14 protein-coding genes and 1 pseudogene are annotated in these 15,523 nt (G+C 76.1%); 10 read left to right on the top strand and 5 right to left on the bottom strand.

Annotation, left to right across the window (positions count from 1 at the left end; all coding sequences use genetic code 11):
- The first annotated feature begins 360 nt into the window (after positions 1-360).
- The 5 genes from ABD353_RS20915 to ABD353_RS20895 all read left to right on the top strand — a co-directional run bounded on the left by ABD353_RS20915 (position 361) and on the right by ABD353_RS20895 (position 5,227).
- Complete coding sequence (locus ABD353_RS20915) at positions 361-813, top strand: MarR family winged helix-turn-helix transcriptional regulator (RefSeq protein ID WP_344625176.1); 453 nt, start codon at positions 361-363, stop codon at positions 811-813.
- Positions 810-2,270 (top strand): MFS transporter, encoded by a 1,461-nt coding sequence (locus ABD353_RS20910; protein ID WP_344625175.1) that lies wholly within the window; start codon positions 810-812, stop codon positions 2,268-2,270. The genes ABD353_RS20915 and ABD353_RS20910 overlap by 4 nt, the downstream gene beginning before the upstream one ends.
- Before the next feature lie 38 nt (positions 2,271-2,308).
- Positions 2,309-2,860 (top strand): cysteine hydrolase family protein, encoded by a 552-nt coding sequence (locus ABD353_RS20905; RefSeq protein WP_344625174.1) that lies wholly within the window; start codon positions 2,309-2,311, stop codon positions 2,858-2,860.
- A 51-nt stretch (positions 2,861-2,911) separates the two neighbouring features.
- The gene (locus ABD353_RS20900) at positions 2,912-3,802 is read left to right on the top strand and encodes a nucleotide exchange factor GrpE (RefSeq protein ID WP_344625173.1); all 891 of its coding nucleotides are present in this window, start codon (positions 2,912-2,914) and stop codon (positions 3,800-3,802) included.
- A 93-nt stretch (positions 3,803-3,895) separates the two neighbouring features.
- Positions 3,896-5,227, top strand: a complete 1,332-nt coding sequence (locus ABD353_RS20895; RefSeq protein WP_344625172.1) for a DUF4419 domain-containing protein — start codon at positions 3,896-3,898, stop codon at positions 5,225-5,227.
- A 3-nt stretch (positions 5,228-5,230) separates the two neighbouring features.
- Here the strand turns inward: ABD353_RS20895 and ABD353_RS20890 are convergent, their stop codons facing one another.
- Entirely contained in the window at positions 5,231-6,400 is a 1,170-nt protein-coding gene (locus ABD353_RS20890) for an FAD-dependent oxidoreductase (protein ID WP_344625171.1), read from the bottom strand.
- A gap of 17 nt (positions 6,401-6,417) precedes the next feature.
- Here ABD353_RS20890 and ABD353_RS20885 point away from each other — a divergent pair, with 17 nt between their 5' ends.
- Together ABD353_RS20885 and ABD353_RS20880 are read left to right on the top strand one after the other, a co-directional pair.
- Complete coding sequence (locus tag ABD353_RS20885; protein ID WP_344625216.1) at positions 6,418-6,690, top strand: TetR/AcrR family transcriptional regulator C-terminal domain-containing protein; 273 nt, start codon at positions 6,418-6,420, stop codon at positions 6,688-6,690.
- 64 nt (positions 6,691-6,754) lie between these two features.
- Positions 6,755-7,027: a hypothetical protein gene (locus ABD353_RS20880; protein WP_344625170.1), complete on the top strand. Its 273-nt coding sequence runs from the start codon at positions 6,755-6,757 to the stop codon at positions 7,025-7,027.
- 9 nt (positions 7,028-7,036) lie between these two features.
- Here ABD353_RS20880 and ABD353_RS20875 read toward each other — a convergent pair whose 3' ends face one another.
- The 3 genes from ABD353_RS20875 to ABD353_RS20865 form a co-directional block, all read right to left on the bottom strand.
- Positions 7,037-8,350, bottom strand: coding sequence for a cytochrome P450 (locus ABD353_RS20875; protein ID WP_344625169.1), 1,314 nt, complete (start codon positions 8,348-8,350; stop codon positions 7,037-7,039).
- A 128-nt stretch (positions 8,351-8,478) separates the two neighbouring features.
- On the bottom strand, positions 8,479-9,483 hold the full coding sequence (locus ABD353_RS20870; protein ID WP_344625215.1) for an ion transporter: 1,005 nt from the start codon (positions 9,481-9,483) through the stop codon (positions 8,479-8,481).
- A 171-nt stretch (positions 9,484-9,654) separates the two neighbouring features.
- The gene (locus ABD353_RS20865) at positions 9,655-10,248 is read right to left on the bottom strand and encodes a helix-turn-helix domain-containing protein (protein ID WP_344625168.1); all 594 of its coding nucleotides are present in this window, start codon (positions 10,246-10,248) and stop codon (positions 9,655-9,657) included.
- An 81-nt stretch (positions 10,249-10,329) separates the two neighbouring features.
- Here ABD353_RS20865 and ABD353_RS20860 point away from each other — a divergent pair.
- A pseudogene (locus ABD353_RS20860) lies at positions 10,330-11,151 on the top strand (NAD(P)/FAD-dependent oxidoreductase); the annotation flags it as partial.
- 211 nt (positions 11,152-11,362) lie between these two features.
- Complete coding sequence (locus tag ABD353_RS20855; protein ID WP_344625167.1) at positions 11,363-12,247, top strand: methyltransferase domain-containing protein; 885 nt, start codon at positions 11,363-11,365, stop codon at positions 12,245-12,247.
- Between the two features lie 104 nt (positions 12,248-12,351).
- On the opposite strand, the gene ABD353_RS20850 is transcribed toward ABD353_RS20855, so the two are convergent.
- Positions 12,352-14,442, bottom strand: a complete 2,091-nt coding sequence (locus tag ABD353_RS20850) for a GAF domain-containing SpoIIE family protein phosphatase (RefSeq protein WP_344625166.1) — start codon at positions 14,440-14,442, stop codon at positions 12,352-12,354.
- Between the two features lie 442 nt (positions 14,443-14,884).
- Between ABD353_RS20850 and ABD353_RS20845 the strand changes: the two genes are divergently transcribed.
- Positions 14,885-15,520, top strand: a complete 636-nt coding sequence (locus tag ABD353_RS20845) for a peptidoglycan-binding protein (RefSeq protein WP_344625165.1) — start codon at positions 14,885-14,887, stop codon at positions 15,518-15,520.
- Positions 15,521-15,523 lie beyond the last annotated feature (3 nt).

Raw genomic sequence — 15,523 nt, 5'->3', positions numbered from 1 at the left:
GAACGCCATGGCTACCACCCGACTTGTCCGGCCGGCGGACGGCCGGCCGAACCACAGGGAGGCTGCGCCGTGGAGGGCTTCGCCACGGTCGCCGACCGGCTGAACACGCCGTGCGGGCCGCGGTGAAGCCGGCCGGGGACAGCGTGTACAGCCGGACGGCGACCGGAACGAAGCCCTCCACGGCGCAGCCTCCCTGTGGTTCGGCCGGCCGTCCGCCGGCCGTCGCACCTCGATTCGCTCACCGCCGGGCCGCCGCCGCCCGCCGGGGCGGGAGCGCCCGCCCGCGTCCGGGCGGATCGGACAGTCCAGACTGTGCAGCATGGCTGGACAGTTCAGCCTGAAGGTTCTACGGTGGGAGACATGGAAGAGCCCGCCACCGCCGCCGTCACCGCCTCCGCCGTCCGCGCGGCGCGGGAGCTCCGCGTGGTCTTCAGCCGACTGCGCCGCCGCCTCAAGGAGACGTACGACACGGACGGGCTCACCCCCACCCAGACCTCCGTGCTCAGCCGGCTCAGCAAGGACGGCCCGGCCTCCGCCAGCGACCTGGCCGCCGCCGAGCGCGTCCGGCCGCAGTCGATGGCCGCCACCCTCGCCGTCCTCGACGAGCGGGGCCTGGTGCTGCGCCGTCCCGACCCCGGCGACGGCCGCCGCCAACTGGTCTCGCTGAGCGACCCCGGCCTGGCCTTCCTGGAGGACTGCCGGCGCGCCGGCGAGGAGTGGCTCGCCCGCTCCCTGCAGGCGCACTTCACCGAGCAGGAGCGGCAGACCGTCGTCGAGGCGCTGGCCCTGCTGGACAGGCTGTCCGACGCATGAACCTCCGCGCCGTGCGCTCCGCCCCGCGCCCCCGGCGCGGGGGCGCGCCCGAGGACGCCTTCGACCGGCGGCTGCTCGCGCCGATGATGCTCGGCGCGATCCTCAACCCGGTGAACTCGGCGATCCTCGCCGTCTCCCTGGTGCCGATCGGCGCCGCCGTCGGCGCCCCGCCCGCCGCCACCGCCTGGCTGGTCTCCGCGCTCTACCTCGCCACCGCGATCGGCCAGCCGGTGGTCGGCCGGCTCATCGACCTGCACGGCCCGCGCCGGCTCTTCCTGGCCGGCACCGCACTGACCGGCGTCGCCGGCCTGGTCGGCATGCTCGCCCCGAACCTCGGCGTGCTGATCGCCGCCCGGGTGCTGCTCGGCTTCGGCACCTGCGCCGGCTACCCGGCCGCCATGTACCTCGTCCGCAGCGAGGCCGACCGCACCGGCCGGGACAGCCCCGCCGCCGTCCTGACCGCCCTCGCCGTCACCACCCAGACCGTCGCCGTCATCGGCCCCTCGCTCGGCGGCCTGCTGATCGGCCTCGGCGGCTGGCGCACCACCCTCGCCGTCAACATCCCGCTCGCCCTCGCCGGGCTGTACCTCGGTGCCCGACGGCTGCCCCGCACCGCCCCGCCGCGGCGCACCCGCGGCAGCCTCGCCACCACCCTGGACCTCGCCGGGATGGCGCTCTTCGCCGCCGCGCTCGTCCCGCTGCTGCTCTTCCTGATGCACCCCTCGGCCGCGGACTGGTACCTGCCCGCCACCGCCGTCCTCGCGGCAGCCTGCTTCGCCCGCCGGGAGCGCCGCGCCGCCGACCCGTTCATCGACCTGCGGGTGCTCGGCGGAAACCTGCCGCTGATCGCCACCTACATCCGCGCCCTGCTCGCGTACACCGTCGCCTACGCCTTCCTCTACGGCTGCACCCAGTGGATGCAGGAGGGCCGCGGACTCACCGCCCCGCAGGCCGGACTCGTCCAACTCCCGCTCTTCGGCACGGCGATCGTCGTCTCCGCGGTCACCGGCCGGCGGCGGCAGATCCGCGGCAAACTCCTCGCCGGCGCCCTCGGCCAGATCGCGGCCTGCACCCTCGTCCTGCTGCTCGGCCCGCACTCCCCGATCTGGCTGCTGCTCGTGGTCGCGCTCGCCTTCGGCATCCCGCAGGGCCTCAACGGACTCGCCCTGCAGAGCGCCGTCTACCACCAGGCGCACCCCGCGCGGATCGGCTCCTCGGCCGGACTGCTGCGCACCTTCAGCTACCTCGGCGCGATCGTCGCCGCCGCGGCCATCGGCGCCTTCCTCGGCCACGGCGCCGACACCGCCGGCCTGCACCAACTGGCCTGGTTCATGCTCGCCGCCGCCGTCCTCCACCTGCTCGTCACCGTCGCCGACCGCTCACTGCGACAGGTCGGCGCCCCGCAGCAGGACACCCCCGCCCCACCCGCAGCGGCCGCCACCCACCGCGGCCCGTAGCCGCCGCCCCGCACGCCCGTACGGAAGGAAACGCCGCCATGACCGGCACCGCCCTGCTCGTGATGGACATCCAGGTCGGCATCGTGAGCCGCATCGACGAACCCGACTACCTGCCCCGGCTCGCGCGCGCCGTCGAGGCCGCCCGGGCCGCCGGCGTCCCGGTCGTGTACGTCGTCCTCGGCTTCCGGCCCGGCCATCCCGAGATCTCCGCGCGCAACAAGAGCTTCGGCGCGCTGCGGCCCGGCGCGTTCACCCCCGAGGACCCCGGTGCCGCCGTCCACCCCGACCTGGCGCCCCGCGAGGGCGACACCGTGGTCACCAAGAAGCGGATCAGCGCCTTCGCGGGCAGCGACCTCGACCTCGTCCTGCGCGGCTCCGGGATCGAGCACCTCGTCCTCACCGGCATCGCGACCAGCGGCGTCGTGCTGTCCACCGTCCGGCAGGCCGCCGACCTCGACTACCGCCTCACCGTCCTCTCCGACGGCTGCGCCGACGCCGACCCCGAGGTCCACCGCGTCCTCACCGGCAAGGTGTTCCCCCGTCAGGCCGAGGTCACCACCGGCGAGGAGTGGCTGACCACGCTGAAATGAGCTGAAATGAACGGCGATCGCGCCGCAGTCGCACTCTGCTAGATTTCGATCATGGACACCGGGGCGGGCGGACGCGAGCTGTACGAGGGCCTGACGGAGGGTGCCGGGCCGGGTGCCCACCGGGAGGTCGCCCTCCCGTGGCTGGCGGAGACGGGCCGCGCGTACCGCGAACGGCTGCACACCGCGGCCGCGTGCAGCGGCTGGTGGCAGGACCGCCGCACCGACGAGCGGGTCGGCGTGCTGCACATGGAGCTGTACGCGCTCGGCCGGGTGAACGACGTCCTGCTGCTCGCCCGGCAGACGCCCGCCGGCCCGTGGGACCCGGGCGTCGAGGGGCTCGCGTTCTCCGACGAGGAGTACCTCGGGCTCTTCACCGGCCTCGGCATGACCCCGTTCCACGGGGGCGGCTTCGACCCCTTCCTGCACGAGATCGTCGAGGTCGAGCAGGCCGACGACCCGGCGGCGCCGATCGAGGTCACCGAGGTGCTATGGCCCGGCCTGATGCTCGGCGAACTGCTGTTCTCCCGGGCGGGCGTCCGCGTCCGGGCCGGCGCCGCGCACGCCCAGCACGGCGTCGCGGACCGCTCGCCGCTGTACTGGACCTTCCGCCGCCGCCACCGGCGGACGGTCGACCTCTCCCAGGGCTGGGGCGGCAACTCGCAGTGGTCGACGGACCTGCGGCTCGACTACCGCACCCCGTCCGGCGACCACCTGAACGTCGACGGCGACCGCCCCGTCGACGGCAGTCCCGTGCTGGCGCTCGACCACCCGGAGAACCTGAGCCCCCGGGAACGGCTGCTGACCCCCCGGGAGCGGCGCGACCTGCTGCGCCACCGCTGCCTGCTGCGGACGCCCGAGGCCGTCGCCGAACTCGACCGGGCCGCGCCGTGGGACCGCGAGTTCATCCCCTTCGACTGGCGGCTCCCCGCCGCCGAAGAGTGACCCGGGGCCGCGCCGCGAAAACGCCTTGCCGTCCACCCCGGGCGGCCCCCTACCATCGGCGCGCTCCGCCCGACAGCTACCCGAAGGGTGCCGATGGCCCTCGAGATCGACCTGCCGCTCACCTCCGACGCCGAGGCCGACGCCGAGGCGGCCGGTCTGGCCGCCGAGGTCACCGACCTGGGCACCGAGCGGTTCCTGCACGCGGTGCTCGCCCGCCCCGCCCGGATCCACCACCGCAGCACCGAGCGACTGATCGGCCTGCCCACCGGCGTCCCGGCGGTGGCCGAGCCCTCCTCCAGCCTGCTGCTGCGCGCCCTCCACCTGTGCTTCGCCGCCCACCTGCCGCTCAGCCTCTCGCCCGACGTGCTCTGGTACACGGTCGTCCACGAGAGCGCCGTCCACGTCCGGTTGAACGCCGACCGCTACGCGCACCTGTTCACCGACACCCCCGGGTACACCCGCACGATCGTGGTCCGCGACGACGCGGCCCCCGCCGACTGGGAGCGCTCGATCCGCCGCGTCCGCGAGCCGCTGCACCGGAACCTCGGCGAGGCCACCACCGAGCTCTTCCTGCCCCCGTTCTCCACCACCACGCCGACGGACACCGCCGCGGCCCTGGTGGCGCTGATGGACGTGGTCAGCCCGTACTACCGGTTCCGCTGGGTGACCATGTGCGGCATCCCGCGCGTCCGGCTGGAGGGCACGCCCGAGGACTGGCAACTGCTCGCCGACCGCACCCGCGCGCTGGGGGAGCGGCTCACCGGGCTGCGTCCCTGGCTGGCCGGGCTGCTCCCGGTGCTGGACGAGATCGCCGCCACGGCCGCCGGCCGGCGGACCGACGAGCAGTTCTGGCGGTCCCTCTACTCGTGGGAGTCCGCCTCGGGCGGCGACACCGTCACCGGGTGGATCACCGCCTTCCTCGCCCACCGCTACACCGACGACGGCCCCGTGCCCAAGGAGGCCTTCGGACGGACGGAGACCGACGCGGCGGACCTGCCCGCCCACGTCTCCCGGGTGCCGTTCCGCTGGGAGACCCCCCTCGGCACCTGCGACATGGCCTTCCTCGGCGGTGTCCTCGGCATCGAACGCGACGGCGAGTGGGTCCGGCCCCGGCTGGGCGTCGCCGTCGCCGAACTCCTCGCCGCACGCACCGAGGAGGACCTGCCACTGCCCGAGGAGTGGACGCTCGCGGACGTCCGGCGCCTCACCGGCTGCCCGGACGCCCGCGTCCTCGACCCCCTCGGCCGGGTCACCGTGCGCGGCACACCGATCACCGCCGACCTCGCGATCGAGTGGGACGGCCTCTGCGCGGTCCGCGACGCCGACGGCGGCTGGCACCTGGGCGACCTGGTCTCCGCGGCCAACGACGTCTCCTGCTGGCGCAGCACCGGGCCCGACCTCGCCGACGCCCTGCGCCTGGCCTGACCGTCAGGCGTCCGCCGTGCCCTCGCCGTCGGGCCGGAAGAACCGGACCAGCCGGGCCGCGCCGTCCTCGGACATCAGCATCGCCGTGATCCGCTCCGACTCCCGGGCCGCCACGGCGCTGCGTTCGAACATGGCGGTCTCGTAGCGGCGGACGGCCCCGGCGGGGTCGTCCGGTGCGGCGGCGATCTCCCGGGCGAGTTCGGCGGCGTCCAGCATCGCGGTGTTGGCGCCGAGGCCGACCGGGGGCATCAGATGGGCGGCGTCGCCGAGCAGGGTCACGCCGGGCACGGAGGGCCAGGTCAGCCCCACGGGCAGTGCGGTGAGCGGACGCGGGACGAACGGCTCGTCGCACGCCTCGATCAGCGCCCGGAACTGCGGCGCCCAGTCGGCGAACAGGCCCGTCAGGGCGTGGCGCGCGGCGTCCCGGTCGGCGAAGGGGACGCCGCAGGTGGCGAGCCAGTCCTCGGGCGTGTGGAAGGAGAGGAAGACGCGGATCCGCCCCCCGCCCTGCCGCTGGGCGGCGAGCGAACGACCCGGGCCCAGCGCCCAGTAGTTGCCGCGGCCGACCAGCGCCGACAGCTCGGGGTGGCTGCGGTCGGCGGCGGAGATGCCGCTCTCCACGGTGTTGCTGCCGAGGTGGGCCGGCCGGGCGGCGGTGACCAGCGGGCGGGCACGGGAGTGGGCGCCGTCCGCGCCGACCAGCAGGTCGCAGTCGTCCGTCGCACCGCCCTCGAAGTGCAGCCGCCGTCCGCCCTCCGGCCGGCGGGTGGCGTGCCGGAAGGTCCGGCCCCAGCGGACGGTGCCGGCGGGCAGCGAATCCAGCAGCAGGTCCCGCAGGTCGGCGCGGTCGATCTCGGGCCGGTCCATCGGGGCGTCGTCCGGGGTGTCCTCCTGCAGCAGCAGGGTGCCGGTGTGGTCGAGCAGGCGCAGGTCCTGGCCCTCGCGGCGGGCGGCGCGCAGGAAGGCGGCCTCCAACCCGGCCTCGCGCAGCGCCCGCTGCCCGCTCTCCCGGTGCAGGTCGAGCGTGCCGCCCTGGGCACGGGCGGTGCGGTCGCGGTCGCGTTCGTGCACCACGGCCCCGATCCCGTGCAGGTGCAGGATCCGGGCGAGCGTCAGGCCGCCCGGCCCGGCCCCGACCACGGCGATCCGCGGGCTGCGGGTGTCGGTCTCCACGGTGTCCCCCTCCTTCGCTGCGCGCGGTCGGGACGGTCGACGACTACCTCGTCGGCGCGCTGCGCCGGGAGACCGCCGAACTGCGCGCCGAGCGGGACACCGGCCTGGACAAGGACGCCTGGCGGCGCTCGGAAGGCCCCTACCTCTCCCGGATGCTCGTCACCGGCAACTACCCGGCGCTGGCCGCCGCCGTCCGGTACGGCACCCACACCGACCCCGCCACCGCCTTCGAGGCCGGACTCGACGTCGTCCTCGACGGCATCGCCGCCGGACTCGCGCCCGGTGGCTGACCGGGCCCGGCCCGGGGGCGTGCCGCAGCACGGCGCTGTCGGTGGCGGCTGCGATCCTGCCGTCATGGACGAGCACCTGATGCGCGGGCGGGTCTACGGCGCCGACTACGACGATCCCGATCCCGGGCCGCAGCCCGGGCACGCCTACCGCGAACTGGTCGCCGGGCCGCTCGACGGACTGCTGCTCGACGTGACCGGCTGGAGCGAGGCCCAACTCGCCGAGGGGGCCGCGCTGCCCACCGAGATCGGCTCCCACGGCCCGGGCGGCCGCGCCCAGTACGCGCCCCGCACCGGCGACCCCCGGCACTGGGACTGGCGCGGCGACACCCCGCCCTGAGCCCGGCCGTCAGCCGGCCCGGGTCAGCACCGCGGGCACCGGCCCGCCCGGCCGCACCACCATCCCGAAGGACGGCTCCGGGGCGGGCCCGACCGGCACGGCCTCGAACGCCGGCAGCAGCAGCTCCAGCAGCGCGACCGTCTCCCGCAGCGCGAACTGCAGACCCAGGCAGGCCCGCGCGCCGATGCCGAACGGCAGGTAGGCACCCGGATCGGCCGGCCGCCGCCCGGGCGCGGTGAACCGCCGCGGATCGAACACCTCCGGCTCCGGCCACAGTTCCGGGTCGCGGTGCACCAGGTACGGGCAGACCAGCACCTCGCTGCCGGCCTCGATCCGGAAACCCGTCAGCAGGTCCTCCGCCGCGGCGTGCCGGGGCAGCAGCCAGGCCGACGGGTAGAGCCGCAGCGTCTCGCTGACCAGCGCCCGGAGCGCCGCGCGGCGCTCCTCGGAACCGGCCGGCCCGGCCGCCAGCGCCCGGGCGCGGGCCGAGGGGTCCTCGGCGAGGAACAGGTACAGCCAGGTCAGCGTGGTCGCGGTGGTCTCGTGCCCGGCCACCATCAGGGTCACGAACTCGTCCCGGATCAACCGGTCGGTGTACTCCGGGCGGTCCTGCGCCGCCGACAGCAGCACGTGCAGCAGGCCCGGCCCGTGCGGGCCGGGCGGCGCCGACCGGGCCGCCTCGATCGCGCCGTGCACCACCGCGTCGATCCGCGCCAGCTCCCCGGCCACCGCCGACCGGGCGTCCTCCGCGTTGGACGGGAGCACCGGCAGGACGGCCACCACGGCCTCCAGCGCGGTGAGTTCGGCCACCGTCCGGTCCTCCAGCGGATGGCCGGTCAGCGAACGCCAGATGGTGTCCAGCGCGAACCGGTGCATCTCCTCGCGCAGGTCCACCGTGCGGCCCGCGTCGGCGTGTTCGGCCCACCGGGCGGCGGTGTGCTGTGCGGCGGCGGCGATCCGCTGCTCCCAGCGGCGCATCCCGGCGCCGGTGAACTGGCTCTGCAGCAGCCGCCGTTGCGCCCGCCAGGCCTCGCCGGAGGCGGAGAGCACGCCGTCGCCGAGCAGGATCCGGCCGCGGTGCGAGCGCTTCACGTAGCGGTCCGGATTGCGGCCCAGCACATGCTGGACGGCCTCCGGGCCGGTGACCAGCACGGTCGGCCGCCCGTCCAGCCGGACACCCGCCACCGGGCCCAACCGGCCCACCCGGCGGAGCAGTTCGGGCATTCCCCGGCCCGCCGCACGCCACCGCTCCACCTCGGCGGGCGACAGCTCGGGCACGGCGACCCCCGTGACGGGAGGGGTCGGGGGGATCTGCGTGGCCACGGGCTTCTCCTGCTCGGATCGCCGCCCCCGGGGCAGCTCGGACCTGCCGACGCTGCGTATGCTACCGAACGCGAAGCGTCGCCGAGTCGCCTTCGGGAAGTACGTCCCCGCGCGGCCCGGTGCGTCGATCAGGCCACGGTGTCCACGCTCGCCGCGGTCATCGCGGCACTTGCGCCGGCGCCGACCGGACGTCCCGACGCACCGTCAGGACCGCTTGCCGGGCCTGCCCCCGGGCCTGCCCCCGAGCCCGAGCCCGCCTCCAGGCCGGCCTCCAGCTCGGCGAGGGCGAGCCGGACGGCGGCGATCCGCTCGCGCAGCTCCTCGGCCCCCGCCGGGCCGCCCTGCTGTCCGGCACGCGGTGCGTCCCGCCGGCCGGCCTCCCGCCCGGCGGCCTCCTCGGCCTCCAGGGCGCGGGCCTCGTCCAGGGAGTTGAGCACCACGCCGATCAGCACGTTCACCAGCACGAACGAGGCCAGCAGCACGTAGGAGGCGTAGAAGAGGATGCTCAGGCGGGAGATCTCCAGCCCCGCGTGCACCGCCTCGCCGAGCCCGTCGAGGGTCATCAGCAGGAAGAGCGTGAGCAGCGCCCGGCCGATCGAGCCGTAGTGCCCGGGGTCGCTGTCCGCGAAGCCGACCCAGCCGACCATCGCGTAGACGTAGAGCACCAGGGCGCCGACGAACAGGAAGCTCACGGTGCCCGGCAGGCTGCGGCCGACCGCGACCAGCAGGACCCGCAGCTGCGGCAGGAACCGGGCCGTCCGCAGCACCCGGGCGAGCCGCAGCAGCCGCAGCACGGTGGTGTTCTCGCGGACCAGCGGCAGGAAGGCCGAGGCGAGGACGGCCAGGTCGAAGAGGTTCCACGGGTCGCGCAGGAACTGCCCCGGCCGGTCCGCGTGCGCGCCCAGCCGCAGCAGCATCTCCACCGTGAACACCCCGAGGCAGGCCCGCTCGGCCAGTTGGAGGCCCTGCTGGTACTCGGCGGCGAGCCCGCTGTACGTCTCCACCCCGAGCAGTGCCGCGTTGACCAGGATCGCGGCGAACACCACGAGCGAGAAGGCGGGCGCCTCCGTCACCGTGCGGCAGCGTGCCGCCAGCCGGGCCCGCCCCGCCCGTGCACTCCCACCGCTCTGCATGGACAACCCCACGGACAACCCCTCCACGGCCGATCGGCGGCGCGCGCGGCCGCCGTGCCCGGACGGCCCGGCGGCACCTGGTCGAGCCGCGCGCCATGCCCCTCAACGACCACCGGCCCCACCGGTCACTCGCGGCGCACCCGTTCCGGTGCCGCCGCGCCCGGGCGCCGCTCAGTCCCCGGACGGGCGGGCCCGGACGTGCATCCGCTCGCCCTGTGCGCCGAACAGCGACAGGAACTCCACCGGCCGGTCGCCCGCGTTGGCGAAGCCGTGCGGGGTGCGGGTGTCGAACTCGGCCGCCTCGCCGGCGGTCAGGACGAGGTCGGTGTCGCCGAGGGCCAGCCAGAGCCGGCCGGACAGCACGTACAGCCACTCGTGGCCCTCGTGCGTGCCCAGGCCCGGCCGGGTGCCCTCGGGCAGCGGTCGGACGGGCAGGATCTGCTTGTAGGCGTGCAGCCCGCCGAGGTGCTTGGTGAGCGGCACGAAGGTCTGGCCGTGCCGGGTGAACGGGCGCGGGTGGATCCGCGGGTCGCCGGTCGGCGGCGCGCCCACCAGCTCGTCCAACTGCACCCCGTACGCCTTGGCGAGCGGCAGCAGCAGCTCCAGCGTCGGGCGGCGCTGCCCGGACTCCAGCCGGGAGAGCGTACTCAGCGAGATGCCCGTCTCCTCGGCCACCTCGGCGAGGGTGGCGCCCCGCTTCTGCCGCAGCGCCCGCAGCCGGGGCCCCACACCTGCCAGTACACCGCTGATGTCGTCGTCCGCCATGCCTCCATTTGCCGGTTCGGCAAGAAAGTTTGTCAAGCCGGGGTGGCCCGCCGACGATCGAGGAGAACGGAGGTCCACACCATGACGACAGAATCCCCGAAGCTCCCCGAACCGGCCGCGGACACCGCGCAGCCGTACGACACCGTGGTGGTCGGCGGCGGCGCCGCCGGACTCGCCGGTGCGATCACCCTGGCCCGTGCGCGGCGCTCGGTGCTGGTGGTCGACGACGGCAGGCCCCGCAACGCCCCCGCGGCCGGGGTGCACGGCTACCCGAGCCGGGACGGCGTTCCGCCGCAGGAACTGCTGGCCGCGAGCCGCGCCGAGGCGGAGGGCTACGGGGCACGGTTCCTGGCGGGCACCGTCGTCGACGCCGAACGCCTCGACGACGGCGGCTTCCGGCTCGCCCTCGCCGACGGGGCGGCGGTGACGGCGGCACGGCTGCTGGTCGCCACCGGCCTGGTCGACGAGCTGCCGCAGGTGCCCGGGCTCGCCGAGCGGTGGGGCCGCGACGTGCTGCACTGCCCCTACTGCCACGGCTGGGAGGCCCGCGGGCTGCCGGTCGCCGTGCTGGCCACCGGTCCGCTCGCCGTCCACCAGGCGCAGCTGTGGCGGCAGTGGACGGACGACGTGACGCTGCTGCCGCACACCGCCGCGGCGCCGACCGGCGAGGAGGCCGAACGGCTCGCCGCCCGAGGCATCGCCGTGGTGCCCGGCGAGGTGGCCGCGGTGGAGACCGCCGACGGCGCACTGACCGGAGTCCGGCTGGCGGACGGCCGGACGGTCGCCTGCCGCGCCCTGGTGGTGGCGCCGCGCTTCACCGCCCGCGGCGGCGTGCCGGCCGCCCTCGGCCTGGAGCCCGTCGACGTGGTCAACGGCGAGCAGGTGATCGGCAGCCGCATCGCCGCGGACCCGACCGGTGCCACGGCCGTCCCCGGCCTCTGGGTGGCGGGCAACGCGGCCGATCCCTTCGACCAGGTGGTCGGGGGCGGGGCCGCCCGGCGGGCCCGCCGGTGTCAGGGCGGCCGCGGCGATCAACGCCGATCTGGTCGCCGAGGAGGTCCGCCGGGCCGCCGCCGCCCGCCGCGACCCGTTCGGGGCGGCCGGGGAGCAGGAGGTGTGCGAACGCGTCCTCGGCGAGCGCCGGCACGGGCTGGCGGAGCCGGGGGACCCGGCAGGTCCGGCGGCCGCGGCAGATCCCGCAGGTCCGGCCGACGCGGCCGGACCGCCGGAGGGCGGCGACGTCGCCGCGTTCTGGGACACCCGTTACGGGGAGCACGAGCGGATCTGGAGCGGCAGGCCGAACGGCGCGCTCGTCCGCGAGGTCTCCGGGGAGCGGCCGGGCCGCGCCCTCGACCTGGGCTGCGGCGAGGGCGCCGACGCCGTCTGGCTGGCCGCGCAGGGCTGGCGGGTCACCGCCGTCGACATCTCCGAGGTCGCCCTCGGCCGGGCCGCCGAGCACGCCCGGGAGGCCGGACTCGCCGACCTGATCGAGTTCCGCCGCGCCGACCTGGCCGCGGCCTTCCCGGAGGGCAGCTGGGACCTGGTGTGCGCCCAGTACCTGCACTCCGACGTGGAGCTGCCGCGGGACGCGATCCTGCGCCGGGCCGCCGAGGCGGTCGCGCCCGGCGGGACGCTGCTGGTGGTCGGCCACGCCGGCGCGCCGTCCTGGCAGCAGGAGCCGGGCGCCGACGCCCACCCCGGGAACGGCCACCGGCACGGCGACCCGCAGCACGGCGACCCGCAGCACGGCCACGCCCAGCACGGCCACGCCCAGCACGGCCATGCCGACGGGGAGCACCGCCCCGGGCACGGTGGGCCCGAGTGCAGGAACCACGCCGGGCTGCCCACGCCCGCCGAGGTCCACGCGGCCCTGGGGTTGCCCGAGCGGGAGTGGGAACTGCTGACCAGCGAGGAGTTCCTGCAGCCGATGACCGGCCCCGACGGCCGGCCGGCCACCCGGCCCGACAACACCCTCAAGCTGCGCAGGCTGCCCGCCTGACGGAGCGTCCGCCGCCGCGGCCCGGGCGACCAGTTCACGGACGCCCCGGCCCGGCGTATTCTAGGGTCGCACCTGCGGGTCGCACCTGCGGGTCGCGGCGGCCCTCAGGCGGGCCCGGCCTGGAGCAGCAGGGTGGCGATGTCGTCCCACCGGCGGCCCGCCCGCCTGGCCCGGGCGACCAGTTCACGGACGGTCACGTCCAGGTCGCCGGAGAGCGACTGGTCCAGCTGCCCGGCGAGCGCGGCGATCGCCCGGCCCAGGTCGGTGCCGGGCGCCTCCACCAGGCCGTCGGTGTACAGCAGCAGCAGTGCGCCCGGCTCGAACGCCGTCTCGGTGATCGGGTAGATCGCGTCCGGGTCGATGCCCATCGGCGGGCCCGGCGGGATGTCCAGCACCCGGGCCGGACCGCCGGGCGGCCGCAGCACCGGCGGCGGATGGCCGGCGCTCACCAGGTACGCCCGGCCCGCGGCGAGGTCGAGGTGCGCGTAGAGGCAGGTGGTGAAGAGGCCCGGGTCGAGGTCGCAGAGCAGCCGGTTGGTGCGCACCAGCACCTCCTCCGGCGATGCGCCCGCGGCGGCGTGCACGGCCGTGCGGACCTGCCCCATCAGCGCCGCCGCCGGGAAGCTGTGCCCCTGGACGTCCCCGATCACCGCGGCGGCGGCCTTCGGGCCCAGCCGGATCAGGTCGTAGAAGTCCCCGCCGACGTCCATGCCGCGGGTGGTCGGCAGGTAGTGCGCCGCGACCTTCAGGCCGTGCACGGCGGGCAGGGTGTGGGGGAGCAGCGCCTGCTGCAGGTCGTGCGCCAGCTGGTTCTTGGTGTCGTACAGGTGGGCCCGGTCCAGCGCCTGGGCGATCAGGCCGGCCAGTGAGGTCAGCACCGTCCGCTCGTCCGCGGCGAAGGGGTGCGGCCGGTCGTAGGCCAGCAGCAGGCAGCCGACCGGACGGCCGGAGGTGATCAGCGGCAGCACCGCCCAGGCCTGCTTCCCGGTCACCTGCGGGACGTCCGGGTAGGCCTCCGCCAGCTCCGCCGAGCTGCCGTAGAAGCCGGGGATCCCGGTGGTGAGCGCCCGCAGCGTCGGGGTGTCCCGGACCTTCAGCGGGATGTCCTCGAAGCGGGCCATCGCGTCCGCGCTGTAGCCCCGGTAGCCGGTCACCAGCAGCCGGCCGTGCTCGGCGGTGAGCAGCGCCAGCCCGTCCGCGCCGAAGGCGGGCAGCACCTGCTCGGCGACCAGCGCCACCACGTCGTCCACCGAGACCGCCTCGGTGAGGGCTGCGGCCAGGTGCATGATCTGGTAGATCTGCCCGGCCCGGGAGACCGGCACCGGACGGGACGGCGGCACCGGCTCCGGCCCGTCGGCGGTCGGGGTGATCCGTACGCTGATGCCGTCGCCGGCCGGGTACAGCCGGAAGGCCAGCCAGCGGTCCGGCGGGCGCATCGCGGTGAACGCGGCCGGCTCCCGGCTGATGATGGCCGCCCGGTAGCGGTCCTCGTACGCCGGGTCGTCGAGCCACGGCAGCGCCTGCCAGGGCAGCGCGCCGAGCAGCTTCTCCGGGCCGGCGCCGAGCAGTGCGCAGGCCGTGTCGGTGAGGAAGACGATCCGGCCGTTCAGGTCCATCGCGCAGCTGCCGCCCGGGAGGCGCTCGGCGAAGGCCCGGCCGGCGGTCTCCGGCAGCTTCGCCGCGGCCAGCCGCAGCGGCAGCACCCGCGGCCGGGACGGCACCGCGGGGGCGGCCTCCGCCAGCAGCTCGCCCAGCTGCGCGCAGCCCGCGGTGACCACCGCCCGCTCCGCATCGCGCAGGTACTGGGGGTGGGCGCTCGGCCACAGCAGCAGCAGCGCGCCCACGCAGACGCCGTCCGCCTCGACCGGCGCCGCGGCCAGCGCGAAGTGGTACGGCATGGTCACCGCGGACCGCGGGTACTCCCGGGCGAAGTCCTGCTGGCTGCCCGACCACACCAGCGCCCGGCGCCGCACCGCGTCGGCGACCGGCACGGGTGCCGTCACCGCGACCCGGGTCCACGGTGCGACGAACTCGGCCGGCAGGCCCCGCACCACCGTGAGGTGCAGCACCTCCTCGCCCTCCGGCAGCAGGTACAGGCACCCGGACGAGGCTCCGCACAGCTCCACGACACCGGTCAGCGCGCCGTCGATCCGCCTGTCCCAGCCCGCCGGACCCCGGTCAGCGACGGCCGGCACGGGGGGCTCCCCGCAGGCCCGGAACGCCCGGTGGCCGGGAGGACCGCGCAGGCCACAGCATCAACCGGACAACGCCCATACCAGCGACGCTACGCCCGCCGCCCCGGGCGGGCACCCCGACGGGGCCCCGCCCGGGGCGGCGGACCAGGCCCGACCTGCGGACGTGTTCGGCTCATTGGCATGTTCCAGGCGCACCAGGACGGGCACATACCGTCCGACAGGACGTCAGGCACGCCCGCGGAGGCCCACCGCCCGCGCGAGGACACCGGCGTCGAGCACGACCCCTGCCGAACGACGACCGGGCGCCGCGCCCCCACGGCCCGTCCGACGGGCCCCGCGCGCCCCGATCCCACGCCACCCCCAGGCCCCCGGGCCGTCGCGGCCGCCGCCGGCGCCGGCCCGGCCATGCCGCGACGGCCGCCGCACCACGAAAGGGGTACCGATGGCCGACCTCTACCTCCCCGGTGCCGAACGGCGCCAACTCGACGACGCCCCGATGGCCGGAGACGGCGGGTCCCGCACCATCTGGCACATCACCTGGGACCGCAACGCCACCGCCGACGCCCCCGCCGACCTGGTGCCCTTCGACACCCTCGCCGGCTACTTCGCGGGCTCCGGCTCCGGCGCCGCCCCCCACCTGCTCTGGGACCCGTTCACCGGCCGGTGCGCCCAGTTCTTCGCCGCCACCTCCCGCAGCAAGTCCGTCGTCAACGCCGCCGGCGGAGTCGAGACCAACCGCAAGGGCGACGTCTGCGTCCAGATCGAGAGCCTGTTCTTCCCGTACTGCCGGGTCGGCGGCAAGGTCTACCCGACCCTCGCCGACGCGCCCTGCACCGGCCTCGACCGGATCGTCCCCTGGCTGCGCTCCTGGGGCGTCCCCGACGTCTGGCCGATGGGCCCGCCCACCTGGTCCGCCAACCGGTCCGCCACGGTCTGGGACACCCGCAGCGGCCACTACGGGCACTCCCAGGTGCCGGAGAACGACCACACCGACCCCGGGCCGATGCCCGACCTGTTCGGCCGCGTCCCGAACACCACCCCCGCCGACCGGCGCCGACTCGACGAAGAAGTGAGGTGACAC

This window comes from Kitasatospora arboriphila (genome assembly GCF_039528095.1).
In the GTDB taxonomy this organism is placed as follows: Bacteria; Actinomycetota; Actinomycetes; order Streptomycetales; family Streptomycetaceae; genus Kitasatospora; species Kitasatospora arboriphila.
The sequence above is the reverse complement of the archived record's forward strand: the minus strand, read 5'-3'. Positions and strand labels throughout refer to the sequence as shown.